This window comes from Geodermatophilus sp. SYSU D00698, assembly GCF_054050335.1.
Genome location: NZ_JBJGZD010000022.1, coordinates 40,395 through 63,374, shown reverse-complemented (window position 1 = coordinate 63,374; position 22,980 = coordinate 40,395). Strand labels below are relative to the sequence as shown.

General features: G+C 76.7%; 24 protein-coding genes and 2 pseudogenes. 12 read left to right on the top strand and 14 right to left on the bottom strand.

Going from position 1 to position 22,980, the window contains the following annotated elements:
- Positions 1 to 25 precede the first annotated feature (25 nt).
- Complete coding sequence (locus ACI8AB_RS18300; RefSeq protein ID WP_456951288.1) at positions 26 to 928, top strand: TolB family protein; 903 nt, start codon at positions 26 to 28, stop codon at positions 926 to 928.
- A gap of 91 nt (positions 929 to 1,019) precedes the next feature.
- Here the strand turns inward: ACI8AB_RS18300 and ACI8AB_RS18295 are convergent, their stop codons facing one another.
- From ACI8AB_RS18295 to ACI8AB_RS18265, 7 genes and pseudogenes are all read right to left on the bottom strand, one after another.
- Positions 1,020 to 1,274 carry a hypothetical protein gene (locus tag ACI8AB_RS18295; RefSeq protein WP_456951287.1) on the bottom strand — a complete coding sequence of 85 codons (255 nt, stop codon included), beginning with the start codon at positions 1,272 to 1,274 and terminating at the stop codon, positions 1,020 to 1,022.
- A 185-nt stretch (positions 1,275 to 1,459) separates the two neighbouring features.
- Positions 1,460 to 1,657, bottom strand: coding sequence for a DUF6186 family protein (locus ACI8AB_RS18290; RefSeq protein ID WP_456951286.1), 198 nt, complete (start codon positions 1,655 to 1,657; stop codon positions 1,460 to 1,462).
- Positions 1,654 to 2,043: a hypothetical protein gene (locus ACI8AB_RS18285; protein WP_456951285.1), complete on the bottom strand. Its 390-nt coding sequence runs from the start codon at positions 2,041 to 2,043 to the stop codon at positions 1,654 to 1,656. Before ACI8AB_RS18285 ends, ACI8AB_RS18290 begins: the two co-directional genes overlap by 4 nt.
- 119 nt (positions 2,044 to 2,162) lie before the next feature.
- Positions 2,163 to 2,297, bottom strand: a pseudogene (locus tag ACI8AB_RS18280) (circularly permuted type 2 ATP-grasp protein); the annotation flags it as partial.
- A gap of 67 nt (positions 2,298 to 2,364) precedes the next feature.
- Positions 2,365 to 2,655: pseudogene (locus tag ACI8AB_RS18275) on the bottom strand (circularly permuted type 2 ATP-grasp protein); the annotation flags it as partial.
- Positions 2,652 to 3,317, bottom strand: coding sequence for a circularly permuted type 2 ATP-grasp protein (locus tag ACI8AB_RS18270; RefSeq protein ID WP_456951284.1), 666 nt, complete (start codon positions 3,315 to 3,317; stop codon positions 2,652 to 2,654). The gene ACI8AB_RS18270 and the pseudogene ACI8AB_RS18275, both read right to left, overlap by 4 nt.
- Positions 3,318 to 3,430: 113 nt before the next feature.
- Positions 3,431 to 4,318: an ATP-grasp domain-containing protein gene (locus ACI8AB_RS18265; protein WP_456951283.1), complete on the bottom strand. Its 888-nt coding sequence runs from the start codon at positions 4,316 to 4,318 to the stop codon at positions 3,431 to 3,433.
- 112 nt (positions 4,319 to 4,430) lie between these two features.
- Between ACI8AB_RS18265 and ACI8AB_RS18260 the strand changes: the two genes are divergently transcribed.
- The 4 genes from ACI8AB_RS18260 (at position 4,431) to ACI8AB_RS18245 (ending at position 9,049) form a co-directional block, all read left to right on the top strand.
- Entirely contained in the window at positions 4,431 to 6,386 is a 1,956-nt protein-coding gene (locus ACI8AB_RS18260; RefSeq protein ID WP_456951282.1) for a glucuronyl esterase domain-containing protein, read from the top strand.
- A gap of 36 nt (positions 6,387 to 6,422) precedes the next feature.
- Entirely contained in the window at positions 6,423 to 6,824 is a 402-nt protein-coding gene (locus ACI8AB_RS18255; protein ID WP_456951281.1) for a nuclear transport factor 2 family protein, read from the top strand.
- A 68-nt stretch (positions 6,825 to 6,892) separates the two neighbouring features.
- Entirely contained in the window at positions 6,893 to 7,585 is a 693-nt protein-coding gene (locus ACI8AB_RS18250; protein ID WP_456951280.1) for a Crp/Fnr family transcriptional regulator, read from the top strand.
- Between the two features lie 39 nt (positions 7,586 to 7,624).
- Positions 7,625 to 9,049, top strand: a complete 1,425-nt coding sequence (locus ACI8AB_RS18245; protein WP_456951279.1) for an FAD-binding oxidoreductase — start codon at positions 7,625 to 7,627, stop codon at positions 9,047 to 9,049.
- 105 nt (positions 9,050 to 9,154) lie between these two features.
- Here the strand turns inward: ACI8AB_RS18245 and ACI8AB_RS18240 are convergent, their stop codons facing one another.
- Both ACI8AB_RS18240 and ACI8AB_RS18235 read right to left on the bottom strand, forming a co-directional pair.
- A complete protein-coding gene (locus tag ACI8AB_RS18240; RefSeq protein WP_387989450.1) occupies positions 9,155 to 9,298 on the bottom strand; it encodes a hypothetical protein in 144 nt (47 codons plus the stop codon).
- A 224-nt stretch (positions 9,299 to 9,522) separates the two neighbouring features.
- Positions 9,523 to 9,837, bottom strand: coding sequence for a hypothetical protein (locus tag ACI8AB_RS18235; protein WP_387989453.1), 315 nt, complete (start codon positions 9,835 to 9,837; stop codon positions 9,523 to 9,525).
- Positions 9,838 to 10,169: 332 nt separating this feature from the next.
- Here ACI8AB_RS18235 and ACI8AB_RS18230 point away from each other — a divergent pair, with 332 nt between their 5' ends.
- A complete protein-coding gene (locus ACI8AB_RS18230) occupies positions 10,170 to 10,967 on the top strand; it encodes a hypothetical protein (RefSeq protein ID WP_456951278.1) in 798 nt (265 codons plus the stop codon).
- 69 nt (positions 10,968 to 11,036) lie between these two features.
- On the opposite strand, the gene ACI8AB_RS18225 is transcribed toward ACI8AB_RS18230, so the two are convergent.
- The 3 genes from ACI8AB_RS18225 to ACI8AB_RS18215 form a co-directional block, all read right to left on the bottom strand.
- Positions 11,037 to 12,074, bottom strand: coding sequence for an NAD(P)H-dependent flavin oxidoreductase (locus ACI8AB_RS18225; RefSeq protein WP_456951277.1), 1,038 nt, complete (start codon positions 12,072 to 12,074; stop codon positions 11,037 to 11,039).
- 202 nt (positions 12,075 to 12,276) lie between these two features.
- A complete protein-coding gene (locus ACI8AB_RS18220) occupies positions 12,277 to 13,455 on the bottom strand; it encodes a serine hydrolase domain-containing protein (RefSeq protein ID WP_456951276.1) in 1,179 nt (392 codons plus the stop codon).
- A gap of 84 nt (positions 13,456 to 13,539) precedes the next feature.
- A complete protein-coding gene (locus tag ACI8AB_RS18215; protein ID WP_456951275.1) occupies positions 13,540 to 14,790 on the bottom strand; it encodes a serine hydrolase domain-containing protein in 1,251 nt (416 codons plus the stop codon).
- 175 nt (positions 14,791 to 14,965) lie between these two features.
- On the opposite strand from ACI8AB_RS18215, the gene ACI8AB_RS18210 reads away from it, so the two are divergent.
- The 3 genes from ACI8AB_RS18210 to ACI8AB_RS18200 are packed head-to-tail and all read left to right on the top strand — an operon-like array spanning position 14,966 to position 18,319.
- Positions 14,966 to 16,723 (top strand): ATP-binding protein, encoded by a 1,758-nt coding sequence (locus ACI8AB_RS18210; RefSeq protein WP_456951274.1) that lies wholly within the window; start codon positions 14,966 to 14,968, stop codon positions 16,721 to 16,723.
- On the top strand, positions 16,711 to 17,358 hold the full coding sequence (locus ACI8AB_RS18205) for a response regulator transcription factor (protein WP_456951273.1): 648 nt from the start codon (positions 16,711 to 16,713) through the stop codon (positions 17,356 to 17,358). The genes ACI8AB_RS18210 and ACI8AB_RS18205 overlap by 13 nt, the downstream gene beginning before the upstream one ends.
- A gap of 49 nt (positions 17,359 to 17,407) precedes the next feature.
- Entirely contained in the window at positions 17,408 to 18,319 is a 912-nt protein-coding gene (locus ACI8AB_RS18200) for an NAD-dependent epimerase/dehydratase family protein (protein ID WP_456951272.1), read from the top strand.
- Positions 18,320 to 18,322: 3 nt separating this feature from the next.
- Here ACI8AB_RS18200 and ACI8AB_RS18195 read toward each other — a convergent pair whose 3' ends face one another.
- Entirely contained in the window at positions 18,323 to 19,120 is a 798-nt protein-coding gene (locus ACI8AB_RS18195) for a MerR family transcriptional regulator (protein WP_456951271.1), read from the bottom strand.
- A 78-nt stretch (positions 19,121 to 19,198) separates the two neighbouring features.
- Between ACI8AB_RS18195 and ACI8AB_RS18190 the strand changes: the two genes are divergently transcribed.
- Positions 19,199 to 19,552, top strand: a complete 354-nt coding sequence (locus ACI8AB_RS18190) for a nuclear transport factor 2 family protein (protein ID WP_456951270.1) — start codon at positions 19,199 to 19,201, stop codon at positions 19,550 to 19,552.
- Positions 19,553 to 19,569: 17 nt separating this feature from the next.
- Here the strand turns inward: ACI8AB_RS18190 and ACI8AB_RS18185 are convergent, their stop codons facing one another.
- Positions 19,570 to 20,220 carry a GntR family transcriptional regulator gene (locus tag ACI8AB_RS18185; RefSeq protein ID WP_456951269.1) on the bottom strand — a complete coding sequence of 217 codons (651 nt, stop codon included), beginning with the start codon at positions 20,218 to 20,220 and terminating at the stop codon, positions 19,570 to 19,572.
- A 193-nt stretch (positions 20,221 to 20,413) separates the two neighbouring features.
- Here ACI8AB_RS18185 and ACI8AB_RS18180 point away from each other — a divergent pair, with 193 nt between their 5' ends.
- Both ACI8AB_RS18180 and ACI8AB_RS18175 read left to right on the top strand, forming a co-directional pair.
- Positions 20,414 to 21,157, top strand: a complete 744-nt coding sequence (locus ACI8AB_RS18180; protein WP_456951268.1) for an alpha/beta fold hydrolase — start codon at positions 20,414 to 20,416, stop codon at positions 21,155 to 21,157.
- A 150-nt stretch (positions 21,158 to 21,307) separates the two neighbouring features.
- Entirely contained in the window at positions 21,308 to 22,969 is a 1,662-nt protein-coding gene (locus ACI8AB_RS18175; RefSeq protein WP_456951267.1) for an FAD-dependent oxidoreductase, read from the top strand.
- Positions 22,970 to 22,980 lie beyond the last annotated feature (11 nt).

Here is a 22,980-nt window from a genome sequence, read left to right as displayed (position 1 = left end):
CGTGGGCCCGGACGAGCCGTGGATCGTGTTCCAGGGCGTCGAGCTCGGTCTCACGCTGGCGCGCCCCGGTGGCTCCGGCGTGCACACCATCCTCGACGGGGAGACGGTGCACCCCGACTGGTCGCCGGACGGCTCCGAGATCGCCTACGTCGAGGCCGAGGACGGCCGCGGCCGGGTCTGGCTGACGGACGTGGCGGGCGAGCAGCCGCGGCCGCTCCTCGGGTCCTCCCCGGCCGGTCTCGAGGACCTCTACTGGGAGAACCCGGCGTGGTCCCGCGACGGTGCGCGCATCGCCATGGTCGGCTACGACGGCGACCCGAACGAGACAGCACCCGCCCGGTCCGTCCTCGCGATCGTCGACGTCGCCACCGGCGAGCTCACCGTGGCCGGCGAACTCGCGCTCGCCGACGGCCGGCTGCACAGCTTCCCCCGCTGGTCGCCCGACGGCGACGCGCTGGTCATGAACGTCGACCACTTCACCGGCGAGGTCTGGGACGGTGCCACCGTCGCGGTGAGCCGGTCCGGCACGGGCGGCTGGAGCCCGCCGGTGGACATCACCGAGGTCGGCCCGTTCGGGCGGGTCGACTGGCACCCCGACGAGGACCTCATCGTGTTCGGCGACCACGACATCGGCGGCGAGCAGGACACCGACGAGCCGACGAACCTGTTCACCATCCGGCCGGACGGCACGGAGCGGCGCCCGGTCACGGACTTCGGACCCGGCGAGGAGCGGGCCACCCAGCCGACCTGGACGTCCGACGGCCGCATCCTGTTCACGTACGTGACCGGGGACGGCGACCTCGACCGGGCCGTCGCGCAGATCGACCCCGACGGATCGGACCTGGAGGTCCTCCTCGAGCCGGAGCTCGTCGGCCCGGGGAACCGGCCGCACCCGCGCCTGCGCCCACTGCCGCTCCAGGCGGAGTGAGCGCCGCCGAAGGCACCGACCTCGGCGCGAGCCCGGTGGGCCAGGCGGTCGACCCGGACGTACGGACCTGCCACCGACCCGCCGGCTCCCGCTACCGGGCCAGGCGCAGCGGCGCCGCGACGGGGGCGGGGACGGCGGCCGCTGCCGATCCTCCGGGGAGGAGGACGAGCGCGGGACGGGACGCGGTCGCCCGGGTGCCGGCGAGCCGGGCCCGGAGGGAGACGTTCGCGTAGCCGGTGGGCAGCCGGCGGCACTCCTCGGGGGAGGGCGGTGGCGACGGAGGAGTGCCGGCGTCCTGTGCCAGGTGGACGTAGAGGATGCCGTCCGCGGGGTCGTAGGTCCTCACCTCGTCCTCACCTCCTCCCGGATCCGCCGACGCGGTGGCTCCGGTGTGCGGTGGCTCCGGTGTGCGGTGGCTCTGGTGTGCGGTGGTGACACCTGCGGTGCGATCCGGACAGCCACAGTGTGGCCCCGGGGTGTGACAGGACCGGCCCTCGCTCCGACCGCCGTCGGGCCGCCCGGACGGCGCGGTCAGCGCGCCAGGAAGTGCACGCCGAGCCAGGCCCACGCGAGGAGCACCGTCAGCCGGCCGGGGGTCGTGCGCATCGCCGCAGCGAGTGCCTGCGCCAGGGGAGCCGGGGAGCCCCTCCGGCGGGCGGAGACCTCCAGGGACAGGCCGGCGGCGAGGAGCAGCAGCACCGCCGTGACCGACACCGCGGTGCCGGTCACGACCGCTCCGGAGGAGCCGCGGGCCGGGTCAGCAGCCAGGCTCCGGCCGCCAGCCAGCCCAGGGTCGCCGCCGCCCGCGCGGCCGGGTGCGCGAGGAGCGGGTCGGCGAGGTCGCTCAGGGCCGGCAGGTCGCGGTCGAGGAGGGTGACCGCCTCCCACGCCAGGGCCGCGGCCAGCCAGGCGAGCCAGGGCAGGGCCCGGCGGCCGACCCGCGGGGCGGCCGCGCCGGCGTGCGCGGCCAGCCCGGCCGCCGTCGCCAGCAGGCCGGTGCCGCCGACGGCCAGCAGCGCGCCGGGGGACAGCTCCCCGGACACGGGAACGGCGGCGGTGCACCCGGCGGCCACGACCGCGGCCGCGACCCGGCGGGTGCGGGAGGGGGATCCCACCGGTGCATGCTCGCCCATCCCGGCGCCGGGGGACGCTCAGCCGACCACCCAGGTGTCCTTGGCGCCGCCGCCCGCGAGGCGTCGACCACCAGCTCGCCCCCGGTCAGGGACACCCGGGTGAGGCCGCCCGGCAGCACGGTCGTCTCCTCGCCGGCGCAGAAGGCGTACGGCCGGTAGTCCACCTGCCGCGGCACGAGCGCGCCGTCGACGACCGTGGGGTGGGTCGACAGCGCCACCGGCTCCTGGGCGATCCACTCCCCGGGGGTCGGCCAGGACGGCGGCGCGGGCGCGCGCGAGCCGGCCGGCGTCCGCGCGCGGGCCGATGGGCACGCCCCAGCCGCCCGGGCCCGAGCGCGGCTCGTGCACCGGCTCGGGCAGCCGGTCCAGCGCCTCCCGGCACCGCGCCGGGTCGCCGAGGTCGTAGGCGGGCTGGGAGCGCAGCCGCGGCTCCTCACCGAGGAAGAACCGGACCGGGTCCTCGACGGAGGGGAAGGTGCGCTCGTCGTCGGCGACGCCGGTGCCGAACGCGTTGACCACCGCCACCGTGCCGGCGCGCAGCGGGCCCAGCAGCAGCTCGCCCAGCTCGGTGGGCCGGCCGTCGTCGCGGGTCAGCCGCTCCTCGCTGGTGCGCCGCCACAGGACGTCGACCCGGCGCCCGTCCGGCAGCAGCAGCTCGTCCCCGCGGGCGACGAGCTGCGAGTCAGCACCACCGGCGCGCCGACCATCTCCCCGAACCGGTCGATCTCCCAGGGCACCGAGCTGCGCGGCCCGTCACCGAGCACGGCCACGACCGGGTCCGGCACGTCGGTGGCGGCGGCGAGCATCCGCCGCGCCGCCGCGACGGCGGCCTCCCGCACCGGCGCCGGGCCCGGCTGCACGCCCGGCCGCGGTGCCACCAGGTCCCGCGCGGCCAGCGCGAAGGCCAGCAGCGACGGGGTCCGCACGTCGTCCTCCAGGACGACGAGCCGCCCGTCGGCGCCGCGGACGAGGTCGGGCCCGGCCGTACCGATCCAGCGCCGCGGCGGCGGGAGCCCGGGTGCCAGGTGGCGGTTGGTGTCGAGCACCCCGGCCGGCAGCACCCCGGCCCGCACCGCCTCACGCGGACCGTGGGCGTCGGCGACGGCCTCCAGCGCGCGCAGCCGCTGGGTGACGCCCGCGGCCACCTCCTCCCACTCGGACCGCTCGGGCACCCGCGGCACCGGGTCGACCGTGAACGGGTGCGCCTCGCCGGCGGGGCCGTGCTCCACGCCGATGCCGGCGACCGCGCGGGCCACGTCGGCGGCCGGCGCGCCCGGGCCCTACGCGCGGGCGGCGGCCAGCGCCGCGGCGGCGTGCGGCCGGTCGGAGCCGTCGGGCAGCAGCACCTCGTCGAGGCCGTCCTCCGGCCTCACGCGGCCGCCGCCGGGCGGTTCGCGGCCGCGCGCTCGGCGACCGCGAGCGCGGCGCGGGCCACCCACCGGCCCTGCTCGGGGTCGGTGACGTCGAAGCCGAAGGGGGCGTTGGCCTCCAGCGCGAGCAGCCGGCCGCCCGGCTCGACGAGCACGTCCACGCCCATCAGCCCGCCGCCGAGCGCGGCGACCATCCGCGAGGCCAGCTGCGCCATCTCCGGCGGCGCCTCGTACACCTTCGGGTACACCGTGCCGTGGGTGACCAGCGCCCCCTCCTCCCGGGACTTCTCGTAGACCAGCGAGGTGGCGGTGGGCGTGGCGAAGACCCGCGCGCACGCCGGCTCGGCGATCCACTCCTGCAGCAGCGACGTGCCGCGCCGGTGCCCGCCGGCCGCCTCGTGCTCCCGCCAGCCGGCCTCGACCGCACCGGCGGCGTCGAGGTCGCCCACCAGCTCGACGTAGCGGGCACCGTCACCGAGCGAGGGCTTGAGCACCATCCGCCGTCCCGGCATCGGCCACTCCCGGACCCGGGCGAGGTCCCACGCGGCCGGCTGCGGCACGCCGGCGGCCGCCCACACGGCGTGGGTCACCAGCTTGTCGGCGGAGGCGACCAGGGAGGTGACGGGGTTGAGCAGCGGCACGCCGGCCGCCTCGAGCAGCGTGGCCAGGGCGAAGGTCGGCGCGTAGGCCACGACCTCCTCGACCAGCACGTGCGCGATCGCCAGGTCGTAGCGGCCCGGTGGCGGGCCGGTGACCGGCCAGCCGTCCGGCACCCGGGCCAGCCGCTCGACCTCCGCGCCCTCCGCCTCCAGCGCCCGCACCCACGCGGCCGCGTAGCCGGCGTCCTCGTACCAGTCCTCGTCGGTGATCACCAGCAGCACGCGCACGCCGCCCTGGTGCCCGGGCTCCGGGCCCGCCGAACCCCGCGGGCCCGGCGCAGCACCGACGCGACACGGGGGACACCCGTCAGGACACCGGGCGGTCCTACGGTGCGGACGCATGACGCAGGTGGTGTCGGGGAGCCGGTCCCGGGACGGGCGCTCGGCGGCGGCCCGCCGGCGGCGCTACACCGCCGAGCTCGCCGGGGTCCTGCCGCCGAGCGGGCCCTTCGAGGCCTGGCGGGCGGCCGGCGGGGAGCCGGCGCCGGACTTCGCCCGGCTGCCGGCCCGCACCGGCCTGTGGTCCCCGGTCGAGGGCCTCCCCGGCGGCCGCGCCGGTGCCGCCGGGTGGCCGGCGCGGCGGGCGGTGCTGCGCGCCCGCTGGCGGCGGTGGCTGACCGGGGACCTCCCGCCCGCACCCCGCCGCTCGCCCGCCCGCGTCGACCGGGTGCGCACGGCGGGCGGCGTGGAGGTCCGGGAGCTCGTCGTCGGCGCGGGCTGGTCGGTGCGGGCGCGGCTGCTGCTGCCCGTGCCCGCGGCGGGCGTGCGCCGCGACGTCCCGGTCTACCTCCTGCAGTCCGGCCACGGGTCGTGGGCGGAAGCGGCGCTGGCCCGCGGGTGGGGGGCCTGCCTGGTCTCGGCCGCGGACGGCGACGACGACACCGAGGACGTGGAGCGGGCCTTCCCCTCGGTGGTCGCCGGCCGGCTGGCCTGGCGGGCGTGGGCGCTGTCCCGGGTCCTCGACGCGCTGCAGGACCAGGCCGGCGTCGACGCCCGCCGGGTGCTCGTCGGCGGGCACAGCCGCAACGGCAAGACCGCGCTGCTCGCCGCCGCGTTCGACGACCGCTTCGCCGGCGTCGTGTCCAGCTCCAGCGGCGTGCTGGGCGCCATCCCCGCCCGGCTGTGCACCGACCGGCACTTCGGCGAGGGGGTGGAGCTGCTCACCCGGCACTACCCGGGCTGGTTCCACCCGCGGCTGCGCTGGTTCGCCGGGCGGGAGCACCGGCTGCCCACCGACGCGCACGAGCTGCTCGCGCTGGCCGCCCCGCGCCCGGTGCTGGTGTCGGTGGCGGTCGAGGACCCGGTCGAGCGCGTCCCGGCCGCCCGGGCCGCGGTGGACGCCGCGGGGGAGGCCCACGCGCTGCTCGGCCGGCCCGACGCGCTGGAGCTGGTGCTGCGCCCGGGCGGGCACCGGGCCGACGGGTCCGCGGTGGCCGCCCAGCTGGACTGGGCGCAGGCGGTGCTCGGCGGCCCACCCCGCCGTCCCGGGCGCGCGCCGGGAGCGCCGACGCCGGTCCCGTGGCCGGCCGACCGGGTGCGCCCGGGGCCCCGCCCGGTCCGCGGCGAGGAGCTGCGCGCCGCCGTCCGCGCCGCGCTCGGTCCGGCCGGGACCGCCGCCGGCTGGGCGGGGGAGGAGGACCTGCGGACCCCGGACGGCGTGGCGGTCACCCTCCTGCGCCCGCCGGACGGGGGCAGGAGCCGCGGGCTGGTGCTCTGGCTCGGCCCGCCGTGCGCGGCGACCGGGTGGCGGGCCGGGTACGAGCAGGCCGAGCCGCTGCCCGCGCTGCTGGCCGCGGCCCGCTGGGCCGTCGCCTGCCACGACCCGGTCGGCAGCGGCTCGCGGCACGGCGAGCACCCCGGGCCGGGCTCCTCCCCGCTGGGCCGGATGACCGCCGACGCGGCCGCGGTGGCCGCCGTCGCCGCGGCGGCCACCGGGCACGACCGGGCCTGGGTCGCCGCCTACGGCACCGGGGCGCTGGTGGCGCTGCACCTGTCCGCCCTGGGGGACGTGCCGCCGGCCGGGATGGTGCTCACCGCCCCGAGCTGCGGGGAGCCGCTGCTGCGCGCCCGGCCCCGGTACACGCTCGCGGACCTGCTCGCGACGACGGCAGACCGCCCCGCGGTGGTGCTCGACCCCGCCTGGGACCCCGAGGCGCCGGCCGGCGCGGTGGCCGCCGCCTGCCGGGCCGCCGGGGTGCCGCGGGTCCCGCTGGCCGACTGGCACCGGCTGTCGGCCGCCACCCGGGCGGCGATGGTCGACTGGCTGGACCGGCACGGTCCCCGGCAGGCTCCGTGAGCACGGTCCGCTGACCCGCCGCCGAGGAGGCACCCCGTGATCGACGACGTCGTCGCCCGCTGGCACCGCTACATGGAGAGCAAGGCGCCGGACGTCCTGGACGAGCTGCTCGCCGACGACGTCGTCTTCTACTCGCCGGTGGTGTTCACGCCGCAGGAGGGCAGGGCGATCACCACGCGGTACCTCCAGGCGGCGGCCGACGCCCTCGCCGGCGACGGTCCCGACGGGACGTTCCGGTACACCAAGCAGGTCGTCGCGGGCGACACCGCGGTGCTGGAGTTCGAGACGAGCGTGCAGGGCAGGTACGTCAACGGGGTCGACATCGTGCGCTGCGACGACGCCGGGCGGATCGTCGAGTTCCGCGTGATGATCCGCCCGCTGCAGGCGATCCAGGCCGTCCACGAGCAGATGGGCAGGCGCCTGACCGCCGGCTCCTGACGGGCGCCCCGCGCGGGGCGGCCGGGGCGGCCGTGGATCCGCCCGCCCCGGGGACCTACCGTGCGGGGGTGGACGGCGTCCTGGCTGCCCTCGCTGCGTCGAAGCTCGCCCGCCTCCCCGCCCCCGCCCAGCGGCGGCTGCTCACGGGGGCGCGTCTCGTCCGCGTGCCGACCGGTTCGGTGATCCACCGGCAGGGCGAGACGGCCGAGCTGCTGGAACTGGTGGTGGACGGTCTCGTCCGCGTGTTCGTCACGGCGCCGGACGGACGCAGCCTGACCGTGCGGTACGCCCGTCGCGGAGCGCTCGTCGGCGTCGTGTCGATGTACGGGGCCGACTTCCGCCTGCCCGCGGGGATCCAGGCGGTGGTCGACTCCGAGGTGCTGCGTCTGTCGCCCGACGTCGTGCGCCGCGCCGCCGCCCAGGACCCGCAGGTGGCCGACGCGCTCCTGCGCGAGATGGCCGAGCGGGCGCTCAGCTTCATCTCCGAGATCCCCGGCAGCGCCTTCACCACCGTGCGGCAACGGGTCGCCCGGCACCTCCTGGACCTGGCGTCCCAGGGGTCCCGGACCGCCGGGGGCACGCGGCCGGTGCTGACCGTCCCCGTGAGCCAGCAGGCGCTCGCCGATGCGGTGGGCAGCGTCCGTGAGGTGGTGGTGCGGGTGCTGAGGGAACTCCGGGAGGCCGGGGTGATCGCCACGCACCGGGACCACATCGACGTCCTGGACCCCGTCCGGCTGAGCCGGGAGCAGGGTGGAACCTAGGTCCCTGTCGCGCCCGCCCGTCGTCCCGACACTTCTCTCATGACCACCACGACGGATCCCGGGGGCGTCCGGTCCACGGCCGCCCCGGTCAGCGACACGGCCGTCGCCGGCCTCCGTGCCGCGCTGCGGGGCGAGGTCCTCACCGCTGCGGACGCCGGGTACGACGAGCACCGCAGGCTCTGGAACGGGTCGATCGACGGCCGGCCCGCCGTCATCGCCCGCTGCACGGGCGCGGACGACGTCCGCGCCGCCATCCGCTTCGGCCGCGACGAGCAGCTGCCCATCGCCGTCCGCAGCGGAGGGCACAGCTTCCCGGGGCTGTCCACCTGCGACGGCGGCCTGGTGATCGACCTCCGGCGGATGAACAGCGTCCGGCTGGATCCGGACTCCCGGGTGGCGGCCGTCCAGGCGGGGGTGCTGCTGGGGGAGCTGGACGAGCGGACCCAGGAGCACGGGCTGGTCGTGCCGGCCGGCATCGTCTCCCACACCGGGCTGGCCGGGCTGACCCTCGGGGGTGGCATCGGCTGGGTCATGCGCCGCCACGGCCTCACCGTCGACTCCCTGCTGTCCGCGGACGTGGTGACCGCCGACGGCGAGGTCGTCCGGGCCGGCGAGGACGAGAACGCGGACCTGTTCTGGGGGTTGCGCGGCGGCGGCGGCAACTTCGGGGTGGTCACCGACTTCCGGTTCCGCATGCACCCCCTGGGGCCGCAGGTGATGGCCGGGGCGACCTTCTGGTCGACGGACGACGCCGAGCGGGTCCTGCGCTTCTACCGGGACTGGGTTGCCGAGGGTCCCGAGGAGCTGATGACGATCGTCGTCCAGCGGCTCGCCCCGGCCCTGCCGGTGGTCCCGCCGGAGCTGGTCGGCCGGCCGGTGGTGGCGGTGGCGGCCTGCTACGCGGGCGACGTCGACGAGGGGCAGCGGGTCCTGGCGCCGATGCGGGGATTCGGGACGCCGGTGCTGGACGTCGTGTCGCCCCGGCCGTTCGTGGCGCACCAGAAGATGTTCGACCCCTCGTTCCGGCACGGCTGCTGGTACTCCGTCCGCTCCTGCGACGTGGCGCGGCTCAGCGACGACGTGATCGACGTCGTCGTGGAGTTCGGCCGCCGGATCACCTCGCCGCTCAGCAGCGTGGCGTTGTGGCAGATGGGCGGGGCGGTCGCCCGGGTCCCGGACGACGCCACCGCCTTCAACGGCCGGTCCGCCGGGTTCACCTTCAACATCAACGGCAACACCGCCGGTCCGGACGGCTTCGAGGAGCAACGCCAGTGGGCGCGCGACTACTGGACGGCCCTGGCCCCGTTCCACACCGGCGTCTACGTCAACTTCCTCATGGAGGAGGGGCAGGCCCGGGTGAGGCAGGCCTACGGGGAGGCCAAGCTCCGGCGACTGACCGCGCTCAAGCGGCAGTACGACCCGACGAACCTGTTCCGGCGCAACCAGAACATCGCCCCGGGATGAGGTGGAGGGCGGCGCCCCGGGTGCTGGAGCGGACGCCCACACACCCGGGGCCTCCTGCCCGGGGACCGGTGACGGCGCGGGCGGGGTCCCGCCCGCGGAGGTCGGTCAGGCCTTGGCCTTCCGCGGGCGCATCAGCCGCTCCATCTCCCTGGCGGCCCGCTGCTTCTCCTTGCGCTCGTCGCGCTTGGCCTTGACGGCCTTGCCCGACCTCTTCGTCGCGTGGTCGTCGTGGGGCGACTTGTCGGCCATCGGAGTGCTCCCTCGTCGACGGCAGGACCTCCTTGCTACATCCGGTCGCCCGGTCGCGCCAGGGAGTCCGGCGCGTCCGCTCGACCCGGGACGGGACTTCGCCCGGCCGGGACACGACTCCACCCGGAGACGCCGGTCCACACCCGCCGCTCGCGGGCCCGCCCTCGACGGCGCCGGACCTCCGTGGCGCCGCCTGCCGCGTCCTCCACGGCCCCCGGCACGGCTCAGCGCGGCCAGCGCACCTCGATCCGGGTGACGGAGACCTCGATCCACGACCCGGTGGGACGCGTCGACAGCGCCTCCCGAGCCGCCTGCTCCAGCACGTGGCGTGCCGCCTCGGCGGCCCGTGCGGTGACGGCCGCCGCGACCGCGAGCGCCGAGGCGGTGACCAGTGACCCGGCGGTCGTGCCGCGGGACAGCGCCGGGAGCAGGGACCGCACCGCGGCCGGCACCGTGCCCAGCGGCGCACGGCGCCGGGGCACCCGGCTGCCGTCCGCCCGGTAGATCTCGCTCGGCTCGATCGGCTGCTGCCCGGCCACGGCGCCACCCCTTCCGTCCCCGACGCCCGATCCTCCCACCGGGCCCTCCCCGCGACGAGCGGTCCCGTGCGCGGAGTGGACGGCACGCCCACGGGACGGTGCGCCGCCCCCGGCACCGCCCGAGCTCGCGGGGACGGAAGACGTCCCGATCACGCAGTGGATCCCTACGCTGGTGCCGTGGGCAACATCGGCAAGGAAGTCCGCCGCATCGAGGTCCTGCCCGTGCCCGAGCCGCCCCTCGAGCCGGTCTCCCCGGAGCGACCCCAGCCGCCCCGGGATCCCTCGCCCGTGAAGTAGCAGCGGTGGATCCCTACGGTGGCTTCGAGCCACGTGTGGGCCAGATCAGAGCGCTGCGCACCTTCCGGATCGGTCCGGACGGTGCCCTCTACCCGCTGTTCTCCACCGATCCCTGGCACGACGGCGCCAACGAGGCGCGCTGCCTGAACGGGGACCGCCCGCCGCACCCCAGCCCTGCTCCGGACTGCACGTGCGGCTTCTACGCCTTCGGCACGGAGCAGTGGGCCGGGGACCAGCCGCGCAGCCGCCACGTCCTCGCCGTGGTCGCCTGCTGGGGTCACGTCGTCGCGGGGACCCGCGGTCTGCGCGCCGAGTACTGCCGGATCGAGGCGCTCTGGCTGTCGGGCGCCGTGCCGGTGGACCTCACCGCGCGGGTCCGGCGGAACCACCCCTCCGTGGCGGTCTACGAGGACCGGTCCCGGATGCTCGCCGAGCACCCGCCCACCGAGCTGGACTGCTACGAGCGGCCGGGCCGCGGAACCGGTCGCCCGGCGGGACGCCTGTGGTGGTCGGCCGCGATCGCGGCGGCCGTGCTGGGCGTCCTCCCTGCGGACTGGCTCGGGGGTGCCCGCAGCGCCGCGCTGCTGTCGGTGGTCCTGGGAACGGCCTTCGGGCTGGGCGTCCTGCCCCTCGCCCGGCGCGGTGTCGACAGCGGCGGGTCCGGCCGGCGCCTGCTGTGCCTGGCGACCTCGGTGTGGCTCTTCGCCTCGTTCCTGGGGCCCCTCGGCGCGGTGTTCGTGCGGTTGCCCCTGCTGCAGGCGGCGTCGATCGCCGGCCTGCAGCACGTGTGCCTGCTCATCGAGGGCCGCCGCATACCGGACCGGATCCCCTGACCGCACGCCGCTCGCTCCGCTGGGCCGGGGCGTCGGTCCCGGCGGGGGGCCGCGTCGTCGCGGCGCCCCTCACGCCCGCTGGTCGACGGGTCCCCGCGCGGCCGGGGGTGCCGGGGTCCGCGGCCGCGGTGCCGGCCCGGCCGTGACCGCCCCCGCCGCCGTCCGCAGGGCCTCCTCGGCCTCGGCGACGAGGCGGGCGACCAGCTCGCGGGCCGGGACGACGTCGTGGACGAGCTGGACCGACTGCCCGGCGAACGGCAGCAGGTCGTGGCCGCCGCCGGCCCGCACGCGGGCGCGCAGCTCGTGCCCCACGCGCTCCGGGTCGACCGTCTCCGGCGCCCGCTCCAGCCGGGAGACCAGCTCGGTCCGCAGCGCCCGGGGCGCGTACGGCTGCCCGATCTGCGGGAGGGTGAACCGGGGCATCACCCGCTCGCTGTGCGGGACCTTGACCGCGTCGGTGGCGTCCGCGGCCACGATCCGGTCCTTCCACTCCTGGTCGACGCCCATCTCGGGAGTGGCGAGGAAGCGGGTGCCCAGGCTCGCCCCCTGCGCCCCGAGCGCGAGGGCGGCGGCCAGGCCCCGGCCGTCGGCGATGCCGCCGGCGGCGACCACCGGCACGTCCCCGGCCAGGTCGACGACGGCCGGCACGAGGACCAGGCTGCCGACCCACCCGCCGTTGCCGCCGGCCTCCGTGCCCTGGGCGACCAGCACGTCGGCACCGGCCTCCAGCGCGGCCTCCGCGGCCCGGACGTCACCGACCGCCTGGATCCAGCGGATCCCGGCGTCGTGCGCACGCGCGACGAGGTCGGCGGGGACGCCCATGTGGAAGCTGATCGCCGCGGGGGCGAACTCGAGCGTGGCCGCGAACGCCTCGGGGTCGAACGGCCGCCCGGTGTGGTTGACCGCGAAGGGGCGGTCGGTGCTCTCCCGCACCCGCTGCCACTGCGCGCGCAGCTCCGACGGCCGGCGCAGCGCGGTGCCGAGGCTGCCGAGCGCCCCGGCCCGGCAGACCTCCACCGCCAGCGCCGTCTCGTCCCAGGGCCCGAACGGCGCGACCACCACCGGCACGGCGATGTCGAGCAGGTCGCACATCCGGGTCCGCAGCATCGCGAGCTCCAGGAGGAGGGCGGGACACGGAGTGTGGCCCCCGGCGGCGTGCGGGGCCAGGGTGCCGTGCGCGCCGCCGCAACGGCGTGCCGCGGGTGGTCGTCGCGCGGGTGGTCGTCGCGCGGGGGCCGGGGCGGTGCGGCGGCCTGGTCGGGTGGGCGTCCGTGCTCCGTCGTCGCGGCGGACCGCGACGCCCGGACGGTCACCAGGTCGGCAGGCTGTCGGGGTACAGCAGCCTGACGATCCCGCCCCAGAGGTCGGTCGCGGGGACGGCCTCGCCGTCGGCCGCGTTCACCATCACCACCACGCTCGCCCCCTGCTCCGGCAGGTGGGAGACCACGTCGCTGTAGCCGAAGACCGAGCCGTTGTGGCCGACCCAGTCCCCGAGCCGGAGGACGCCCAGGCCGTACTGCACCCGGATGCCGCTCGAGGTGAGCGGCGTCCACTCCTGGCGCAGCCGGGCGGTCTCCGGGGTGAGACCGGCCCCGGTCGCCAGCTGTTCGGCGTAGCGGGTCATGTCCGCCACGGTGGAGACGACCGCGCCGGCGGTGAACGGGACCTCGGGGTTGCTGTACGTGACGTCCCGGGGCTCCTCGGCAGGGTCCGGCGGTGCCAGCTCGCTGTCGGTGTTGACGTAGCCGTGGGCGAACGGCTCGGGCAGGGCCGCGGTCGTGGGGTACGACGTCTCCGGCAGGCCGAGCTCCTCGATCACCGAGGTGGTCACCTGCTGTGCCGAGCGGCCGGTGACCCGCTCGAGGACCAGCCCGAGCAGCACGTACTCCGAGTTGGAGTACACGGTCGCCCCACCCGGTGGGGTGGCCTCGCCGGCGTGTGCGCGGATGATCTCGAGCGCGTCGTAGGGGGACCACCCCGGCAGGAGCGGATCGGCGGCGTACCGCGCCAGGAAGTCCTCGTCCGCGACGAAGTCGTACACACCGGCGCGCATGCCCAGGAGGTCCCGGATCGTGATCTCGTCCCCGTGGGGGATGTCGGGGACGTACTCGTCCAGGCGGTCGTCGAGGGACAGCCGCCCCTGGTCGACCAGGCGCAGCACCGCCTGGGCGGTGAGGGTCTTGGTGACGCTGGCGATGCGGTAGTGCACGTCGGTGGTCATCGGGGTCCCCGCGGTGTCCGCGGTCCCGTAGGCCTGCAGGTAGCTCCCACGGGCCGGGTCGGAGATGCCGACCACCGCGCCGGTGACGCCGTCGGTCAGCGCGGCCCGCGCCAGTTCGTCGATCCGTGCGGCGAGGTCCGGGTCGAGGGTCGCGGCCGGGGCGGGAGCGGACCCCGCCGGGTGCTCGGGGGTGGCGGTGAAGCCGGTCGTCCCGGCCCCGGCGAGCAGGGCGAGGGCGAGGGCGGCGGGTCGCATCCATCGGCGCACGAGGAACAGCTCCTCCCGTGGAGGGGACGGGGTGGGGTCCCGGGGCCGGGCCCCGTCGTGGGGACCCGGCCGGCCGGGTGCCGGTCAGCCGGCGTAGAGCTCGTCGATCACCGTCCTGGCGAGCTCGACGGCCGGGCCCTCGCCGTTGGGTGCGGGGGCGGTGGAGGCCCAGGTGACGACGGTGATGTCCCGCACCGGGTCGTGGCCCATGAAGGAGTTGGTCCCGGGGAGCTCACCGGTGTGCCCGTACACGGGCCCGAAGCGGGCCAGGCCGAGCCCGTAGCCGGGGCTCGCCGGGTCGTCCGGGTCCACCGGCTGGACGCTGGCGATCCGCTCCTGCTGCAGCCGCGGGCCGAGCAGGCACCCGTCGACCAGTTCCTCCACGTAGTCGGCGAGGTCCTCCGCGGTGGAGATCCCGGCGCCCGCGGTCCACCCCCAGGAGGGGTTGGTGTCGGTCACGTCCATCGGCTCCAGGGTCCCGGCGCTGGCCGCGGCCTGGACCTCGGGTGGGAGCACGAGGCTGTCGATCGTCTCGACGTTCGTGCCGAAGGTGTACATCCGCGGGTGCGGCTCGGGGATCGACGCGTCGGTCCGGGCCGGGAAGGAGGTCTCGCCCAGCCCCAGCGGGTCGAAGATCCGGTCCTGGAAGGCCTGCTCCACCGGGACCCCGGTGAGCTGCTCGATGATCAGGCCCAGCAGCACGGTGTTGGTGTTCGAGTACAGGAACCCCTCGCCCGGGGGGAAGGCGGGCGGCTCGGCGAGGCCGATGGCGAGCAGCTCCTCCGGGTCCCACACCCGGCCGGGGTTGCTGTCCATCTGCTCGTTCAGCGTGAGGTCGGTGGTGTAGTTGGCCAGCCCGCTGGTCATGTCGAGCAGCTGGGCGATGGTGATGTCCTCCCCGTTGGGCACGTCGGGGCGGTACTGCGACACCGGGTCGTCCAGGCCGATCCTGCCCTCGTCGACCAGCTGCAGGACCACCGTGGCGGTCCAGGTCTTGGTGTTGCTGCCGATCCGGACGTGGTCGGCGAGCGAGACCGGCTCGGTGCCGTGCCAGGTCCGGGTGCCCATCGTGGTGGCCCAGTCGCCCAGCTCGGGGGACCGCACCAGGACGACGGCGCCGGTGACCGCCAGGTCCCGCACGATCCGGTCGAGTTCGGGCTGCACGGCCGCGGCGTACGCCGGGACCCCCGACGGCGCCGTCGCGTTCCCGGGCGACGCGTGCGCCGGGGCGGGGGCCACGACCAGCAGCGCGGCCGCCGTGGCCGCGATCGAGGCGGTCAGCGAGCCGGCCGACCGGGGACGACGCGACCGGCACGAGCGCTCTGCAACTGTCATGGTCGACCTTCCGAGGGGAGCCGGTCCGGGGGCGTAGCCGACCCTGGCGAGGTCGCGACCGCCGGCCAATGGACCGGGGTGGCCCGCTCACCTGGACCTGGGTACAGGGTCCGGCGGGAGTCGTGGCCGGTGCGACGCCGCACCGGGCGCACGCCGCCGGTGCCATGCTGCACCGGTGGCGCATCGGGGCGGTGTCCGGTCGCCGCTGGCCCGGGCGCTGATGGTGGGCCTCGCGCTGATCGGCGCGTCCGGTGCCGTCGTCGCCGGCGTCGAGATCGCCCTGTTCGCCGACCGGGGTGGCGCCGGGTGGTGGCTGCTCGCCCTGTTCCCGGCCGGGGGGCTCGTCCACCTGGCCGCGGGCCTCGAGGCGTGGCGGCGCCGGCCGAGCAACCGGACCGGCCCGATCATGGTCATCGGGGCTCTCTCGTGGTTCGTGGCCGCCCTCGCCAACACCGGGGCACCCGTCCTGGTGGCGGTCGGTGTCGTGCTCGCCACCACCCCGCTCGCCGTGACCGTCTGGCTGCTGCACGCCTTCCCGTCCGGCCGCCTCCGCTCGCGCACCTCCCGCCTGACGGTGGTGGGGGCCTTCGTGGTGTCCCTCGTCCTGCAGGTCCCGACCTACCTCTTCGACGCGGGTGCCAGCCCGGGCGGCGTGCTCTCCGTCGGCCACCGGGTGGACCTGCTCTCCGCCGGGACCTGGCTCCAGCGGGCCGCCGGGATGGTCGTCATGCTCATGACGGCGGGTGTGCTCGCCGGGCGGCTGCGGACCGCGACGCCCGGCCGACGGAGGGTCCTGCTGCCGCTGTACGCCTACGGGATCCTGGCCGTCCTGGCGACGCCGCTGGGTCCTCTCCTGGGTCCGTCCGCCGGTCTCTCGCCCGTGCAGGTGGTCGGGCTCCAGATCGGACTGCTCGCCGGGGTGCCCGTCGCCCTCGCGGCGGCGATGCTGCGCGGGGGGTTCGCGAGGACCGCCGAGATCCAGGAGCTCGGTGCCTGGGTGGCCTCGCCCGCCGCCACCCCGGAGCGGCTCGCCGAGGCCCTCGGGCGGGTCCTCGGGGACCCGTCGCTGCAGGTCGTCCACGCCTCGCGCGACGGGCGCACCCTCGTGGACGGGAGCGGCGCACCGTTCGACGCGTCGGCGCTGGGCGAGCACCGCGACCTGGTCGACATCGGGCTCGGGTCGCGACGGATCGGCGCCGTCGTCTACGACCCGACGGTCGTCGACGACGCCGAGCTGGTCCGCGGGGCGGGGCAGGTTGCCGCCCTCGCCATCGAGCACGACCGGCTGGCGGCCGAGCTGCGCGCCAGCCACGCCGACCTCCGGCAGTCGCGCGCCCGCCTCGTCGAGGCCGGCGACCGGGCGCGGCAGCGCATCGCCCAGGACCTGCACGACGGTCTGCAGGTGGAGCTCGTCCTGCTCGCCCTGGAGGCACAGCAGCTGGCGCACGTCGACGGGGCGGCCGATCTCCCCGGCGCGGCGACGCGCCTCCGTGTCGGCATCGACGGTGCCGCCCGGCACCTCCGGGGGATCGTGCACGCCCTGATGCCGGCCGCCCTCGTCGAGCGGGGCCTGACCGCGGCGATCGAGGACCTGGTCGACCGCGTGCCGCTGCCCACCCGGCTGGCGGTGGCCGAGGTCGACGGGCGCCTGCCGGCGACGGTCGAGAGGACGGCCTACTTCGTGGTCGCGGAGGCGCTGACGAACGCGGTCAAGCACGCCGCGGCCGCCACCCTGACCGTGACGCTCGAGCACGCGCCGGCGCGGCTCGTCATCGGCGTGACCGACGACGGCGTCGGCGGTGCCACCCAGGAGGGCGGGGTGGGGCTGCGCGGCCTCGCCGACCGTGTCGACGCCCTCGGTGGCCGGTTCACCGTCGACAGCCCGGCCGGCGGGGGCACCCGGCTGCTGGTGGAGCTGCCGTGCGGGTCGTGATCGGCGAGGACGAGGCACTGTTGCGCACCGGGCTCACGCACGTGCTGCAGGCGGCCGGGTTCGACGTCGTCGCCGCGGTCGGGGACGCCCACGAGCTGGTCCGCAGCTCGGAGGAGCACGCCCCCGACGTCGTCGTCACCGACATCCGGATGCCGCCCGACCGCAAGGACGCGGGCCTGCGCGCGGCGGTGAGGATCCGCCGGGAGCACCCCGGGATCGCCGTCCTCGTGCTGTCGCAGCACCTCCAGCGCGCCTACGCCGTCGAGCTGCTGGGCGACAGCTCGTCGGGCGTCGGGTACCTCCTCAAGCAGCGGATCGCCGACGTCGACACGTTCACCGGCGACATCCGCCGCATCGCTTCCGGCGGCACCGTCCTCGACCCCGAGGTCGTGAGCCTCATGGTCGCCCGCGCCAGGGGGCACCACGGTGCGCTCGACCGGCTGACCCCCCGCCAGCAGCAGGTGCTCGCCCTGATGTCCGAGGGGCGGACCAACGCGTCGATCGCCCGGACCCTGTCCATCACCGAACGGGCGGTCGTGCAGCACACGTCCCACATCTACGACGAGCTCGGCCTGGCGCCCAGCGACGACGACCACCGCCGGGTGCTGGCGGTGATCCGCTACCTCTCGTCGTGAGGGGCCCACCGACGAGCGCCGTCGTGGGCTCGCTGACAGGGTGGGCGACGTGGCCCCCGTCTCTCCCGTCGTCGTGGTGACCGGTGCGAACGGCCTAGTGGGCACCGCGGTGTGCAGGGCGCTCGTCGAGCGGTCGGCGCGGGTGCGCGCCGTGGTCCGCCGCGCCGGCGGCGCGCCTGCACTGGACGGGGTCACCGAGCACGTCGGCGACTTCGCCGACGAGTCCCTCGCCCGCGCGGTGACCCGGGGCGCCGACGCGGTCGTGACGACGGTCCACCCGATGGGCTCGCCGCGGGAGGTCCAGCACCGGGTGGGCGTCGAGGGCACGGCGGTCCTCGCCCGGGCCGCCCGCGACTCCGGCGTCGCCCGGCTGGTGCACCTCTCCACGGCCGGGGTCTACGACCGCTCGGCCGGCGTCGGGGACGTCGCCGAGGACGGTCCGCTCCTGCCCGAGGGCAGCGGCGCCTACCCCGACACCAAGAACGCCGCCGACGCCGCGCTGGCGCAGGTCGGCGGGCTCACGACCGTGCTGGTCCGCCCGCCGGCGATACTGGGCACGGGTGAGACCTCGGTGTGGAACACGCTGCGGCCGCGGGGGATCCGCGACGGCGGGGACCGCCGGGCCGACCCGTCGCAGACCTGGCCCTGGGTGCACGTCGAGGACCTGGCGGCCTTCGTCGCGGACGTCGCCACCGGTGCCGTCGCGACGTCCGACGACCCGGAGCGGGGCCCCGTGGCGGGCGGCACGACCCCGGTCATCGTCGCCGGGGAGCCCGCGACGTGGCGGGACTACCTCGGCACGGTGACCGACGCGCTGGGCGTCGCCCCGGAGTGGACCGACGAGCCGGTGTGGACCGGGCAGCTGCTCACCGACCGCGTGCGGAGGTGGGGCTGGGTGCCCCGGGTCGGCCTCGCGCAGGCCCTGGAGGAGCTGCGGCGGGGCCTGACGCCGCGCGGGTGACCGTCAGCGCGGGGCCACGCGGAAGACCGGCCAGCCGATCTCGGTCCGCCAGGCCGACGGGTCGGGGGTGTCGCGCAGGCCGGCCAGGTAGGTCTCCCGCACCGGCCCGGCCACCGCGAGGGCGTTGGCCACCACCCAGGTCCCGAGCTCGCCGTAGGTGACGTCGATGTCGTGGTGCTCGCCGACGTGGGTGGTGACGGCCAGCTCGACGGCCGGCAGGGTCACCGGGTGCACGCGGCCGCTGCGCGGTGGCCGGGCCGTCGGCCGGTACACCAGCGCGTGCCCGCGGCCGGCCTCGAAGAGCGCGTTGTCGTACAGCCCTCCGGGGACGCCGGTCGGCTCGACGACCACGGCGTCCAGCTCGGCCGTGGCGCCGGCGTACCAGGGGAGGAGCTGGTCGTGCGTCACGTCGTCCTCGACCGCGGCCACGGTCGTGGCCGGCACCGCGCGCACCTCGACGTCGAGCGGGGCCGGCTCCGGTCGCAGCAGCCGGCGCAGCGACGCCACCGCGGCCCGGGTGCGGTCCAGTTCGGACTCCAGCCGCCGCAGGTGCTCGGAGACCAGCGCGGCACGGGCGCCCGGGTCGGGGGAGCGCAGGATGCGCTGGACGTCGGACAGGGGGACGTCGAGCTCGCGCAGGCGGTGGACGACCTGGGCGGTCGGGATCTGGTCGGCGCTGTAGTAGCGGTAGCCGGTGGCCCCGTCCACGGTCGCCGGCTCGAGCAGGCCCGCGTCGTGGTACCGGCGCAGGGTGCGCACGCTGAGGTGGGTCAGCCGGGAGAACTCGCCGATCGCCAGCACCGGAGCACTGTGCACCCTCCCCCTGGGGGAGGGGCCACCGCTCGACCCTCCCCCAGGGGGAGGGTGCACCGTCGGGGCATGACCACACCGACCGGCATCCGGCCCGACCAGCTGCCCGCGACGATCCGCGGCTTCCTCGCCGCGCACCGGGCCCGGGAGGCCGACGTCGCGCTGCGCGCCTTCACCCCGACCGCGGTGGTCGTCGACGAGGGCAGGACCCACCGGGGCACCGAGGAGATCCGGCGCTTCCTGTCCGAGGCCGGCGCCGGGTTCAGCTACACCACCGAGCTCGTCGGTGCCCGGCGCGTCGACGACGCGCACTGGGTCGCCACCCACCGGCTGGAGGGCGACTTCCCCGGCGGCGTCGCCGAGCTCGGCTACCGCTTCACGATGGACGGCGACCTGGTCGGGGAGCTTGTCATCGCCCCGTGACGACCGGTGCCCGGCGGTCACGTCCCGGCGCTCGGCAGGCTGTGCCAGGTGTCGTACGCGACGGCGGCCGCGCCCTCGACGTCACCGGCGGCGCAGAGCCGGATCAGCTCGTCGTGCCGGGTGACCGACGCCCGGCCGCGGAGGGAGCCGAACCGCAACCGCTCCGCACGGCGCACCGTGGGCGTGAACTGCTCGAGGACGGTCGCGAGCGCCCGGTTGCCGGAGATGCGCACCAGGACGCCGTGCAGCTCGTCGTCGATCCGGAGGGCGGACTCGACGTTCCCGGAGTCGACGGCGGCGGCGAACCGGCGGTTGGCGTCGCGCATGGCGGCCAGGTCCGCCCCGGTGAGGACGGGGACGGCCTCCCGGACGGCGAGCTCGTGCATCGCCGCGACGACGTCCCGGGCGTCCCGGACCGCGCGGACGTCGAGCGGGCTCACGACCGTCGACCGGCCCGGCCGGGCCAGGACCAGCCCGCTGTGCGCGAGGCGCAGCAGCGCCTCGCGGACCGGCGTCCGGCTGACGCCGAGCCAGGCGGCGAGCTCCAGGTCCCTGAGCTGCTCACCGGGGGTGAACGTGCCGTCGACGATCGCGTCCCGCAGGCGGCGGTAGACGTCGTCGCGCAGCAGGCCGCGGTCGACCCCGGGGCCCGTCGGGGGGATCGGCACGGGTGGACCTCCTGGCGGTACCGGGCGCACGGACGGCGGGACGAGGCGGAACGAGGAAGCGCGGAAGGGACCTTTCCTGCCCGTCCGTACTGCATGCAATATATCGGATGCCCGACGTGTTGGCGGGGGACGCAGGAGATGTGCCACCGGACGGGCGACGTCGGAGCGCCCGCCTGACCGATGAGGAGGAGCCATGACCAGCAGCACGCTCGAGACCCGCACCGCCCCGCCCACGGTGGTGCTGGTCCACGGGGCCTTCGCCGACTCGTCGAGCTGGAACGGCGTAATCGCCCGGCTCCGGCGGGACGGCCATCCGGTGATCGGGGTGGCCAACCCGCTCCGTTCGCTGCACGGCGACGCCGCGCTCCTGCGCGACGTCCTGGAGAGCGTGGACGGGCCGGTCGTCCTGGCCGGCCACTCGTACGGCGGCAGCGTGGTGGGCGAGGCGGCCGCGGGGCTCCCGCAGGTGAGGGCGCTGGTCTTCGTCGCCAGCTTCCTGCTCGACGAGGGGGAGAGCACCGGTGAGCTGGCCGGGAGGTTCCCGGGCAACGAGCTGGGGTCGGCGCTGCGCCCGGTGCCCGTGCAGGGTGCCGACGGGCAGACCGCCGACGACCTCTACATCGAGCAGGAGAGGTTCCGGCCGGTCTTCGCCGCCGACGTGCCGGCGGACGTCGCCGAGCTGATGGCCGTCACGCAGCGGCCGATCACCGGCGACGCGCTCGCGGACAAGGCGACGAAGGCGGCCTGGAGGACCGTCCCGTCCTGGACCCTGGTCACGCTCCAGGACCTGGCCGTCCCGGCCGAGGCCCAGCGGTTCATGGCCGAGCGGGCGAACTCGCACACCGTCGAGGTCGATGCGTCGCACGCCGTGACCGTCTCCCGGCCCGACGTCGTCGCGCGGCTGATCGGGGAGGCCGCCCGCGCGACGGCCGCCTGATCGCAGCGGCTGACGTCAGGCCGCTCCGAGGACGCACGGAGGCCCCGTGGTCGGTGACCGCGGGGCCTCCTGCTGCGGCGGGGCTGAGCACCCACCCCACGGGGGAACCGGCCTGCGGCACACTGCGCGGGCACCGGCGGAGGGGGTGCGATGGACAGGCCCGTGCTGATGGCGGTGGACGACGACCCGGCCGCGCTGCGTCCGGTGCAGGAGGAGCTGACCAAGCGCTACGGCACCGACTACGACGTCCGCTGCCTCACCTCGGCGGAGGAGGCGCTCGGCGACCTGGCGCGGGTGCGGGCGGCGGGCGGGGAGGTGGCGCTGGTCCTCGCCGACCAGTGGATGCCCGGGATGACCGGCGTCGAGTTCCTCGACCGGGTGCGGGCGCTGCACCCGGAGGCGCGACGGTCGGTGCTGATCACCTGGCACGACCGGTCGATCGCCCCCGTGCTGCCGGTGTCGGTGCTGCGGCAGATCGACTGGGTCACCAAGCCCTGGCAGCCCGGGGACGAGCACTTCCACCAGGCGATCGGGCAGTTCCTGTACCAGTGGGCGCTGCCGAACCGGCCGCGGTTCCTGGCGGCCCGGGTGGTCGGGGAGCGCTGGACGGCGCGCTCCCACGAGATCCGGGACCTGCTCAGCCGCAACAGCGTGGCCTACGGCTTCCACGACGTGGCGTCCGAGGAGGGCCGGGCGCTGCTGCGGGAGGTGGGCCGGCCGGCCGCCCGCCTGCCGCTGGTCGTCCTCTTCGACGGCCGGGTCCTCGAGGACCCGTCCGGTCTCGAGATCGCCGACGCGCTCGGCGTCAGGACCCGGCCGGACGCGCGGCCCCACGACGTCACGGTCGTCGGTGCGGGCCCCGCGGGGCTGGCCGCAGCGGTCTACGGCGCCTCCGAGGGGCTGCGCACGGTCGTGCTGGAGGCGGAGGCGATGGGTGGGCAGGCCGGCACCAGCTCGCTCATCCGCAACTACCTGGGCTTCCCCCGCGGCATCCCCGGCGCCGACCTGGCGCAGCGGGCCTACGAGCAGGCATGGCTGCTGGGCGCGGAGTTCGTCTACGGACCGCGCGCGGTCGGCCTGGAGACCTCGGACGACGGCCTCGTCGTCTCGCTGAGCGACGGCAGCGCCGTCACCAGCCGGGCCGTCGTCCTCGCCACCGGGGTGACCTACCGGCGGCTCGGCGTCCCGTCCCTGGACGCGCTCGTCGGGGCGGGGGTCTTCTACGGCGCCGCGGCACCGGAGGCGCAGGCGATGGCGGGGGAGGAGGTGTACGTCGTCGGAGGGGCCAACTCGGCGGGGCAGGCCGCGCTGCACCTGGCCCGCTACGCCCGGCGGGTGACGCTCCTGGTGCGCGGCGCCTCACTGGCCGCGACCATGTCCGACTACCTGGTCCGCGAGATCGACGCGGCGGCCAACGTCACCGTCCGCCACGGCGCCGAGGCGGTCGGCGGCAGCGGTGAGGGGCGGCTGACCCACCTGGTGGTGCGCGACCGGGACGGCGGGGACACCGAGACGGTCCCCGCCGCGGGCCTGTTCGTGCTGATCGGCGCCGAGCCGCACACCGACTGGCTGCCCGACGCGATCGACCGGGACGGCACGGGCCACGTCCTGACCGGCGCCGACCGGCGCGGCGGCCCCGCCGGCGGTGAGGTCCGCGAGTTCGAGACCAGCGTGCCCGGCGTGTTCGCCGTCGGCGACGTCCGGCACGGGTCGGTGAAGCGGGTGGCCTCCGCGGTCGGGGAGGGCGCGGTCGCCATCCGCATGGTCCACGACCACCTCGGCCGCCTTCGAGGTCCCCACCCGGGACGGTGACGCGGGGAGGC

Excerpts from the sequence above, each read along its gene's own strand:
- ACI8AB_RS18215 (WP_456951275.1), bottom strand. The coding sequence starts at position 14,790 with ATGACAGTTGCAGAGCGCTCGTGCCGGTCGCGTCGTCCCCGGTCGGCC.
- ACI8AB_RS18240 (WP_387989450.1), bottom strand. The coding sequence starts at position 9,298 with ATGGCCGACAAGTCGCCCCACGACGACCACGCGACGAAGAGGTCGGGC.
- ACI8AB_RS18225 (WP_456951277.1), bottom strand. The coding sequence starts at position 12,074 with ATGCTGCGGACCCGGATGTGCGACCTGCTCGACATCGCCGTGCCGGTG.
- ACI8AB_RS18260 (WP_456951282.1), top strand. The coding sequence starts at position 4,431 with ATGACGCAGGTGGTGTCGGGGAGCCGGTCCCGGGACGGGCGCTCGGCG.
- ACI8AB_RS18190 (WP_456951270.1), top strand. The coding sequence starts at position 19,199 with ATGACCACACCGACCGGCATCCGGCCCGACCAGCTGCCCGCGACGATC.
- ACI8AB_RS18180 (WP_456951268.1), top strand. The coding sequence starts at position 20,414 with ATGACCAGCAGCACGCTCGAGACCCGCACCGCCCCGCCCACGGTGGTG.
- ACI8AB_RS18245 (WP_456951279.1), top strand. The coding sequence starts at position 7,625 with ATGACCACCACGACGGATCCCGGGGGCGTCCGGTCCACGGCCGCCCCG.
- ACI8AB_RS18175 (WP_456951267.1), top strand. The coding sequence starts at position 21,308 with ATGGACAGGCCCGTGCTGATGGCGGTGGACGACGACCCGGCCGCGCTG.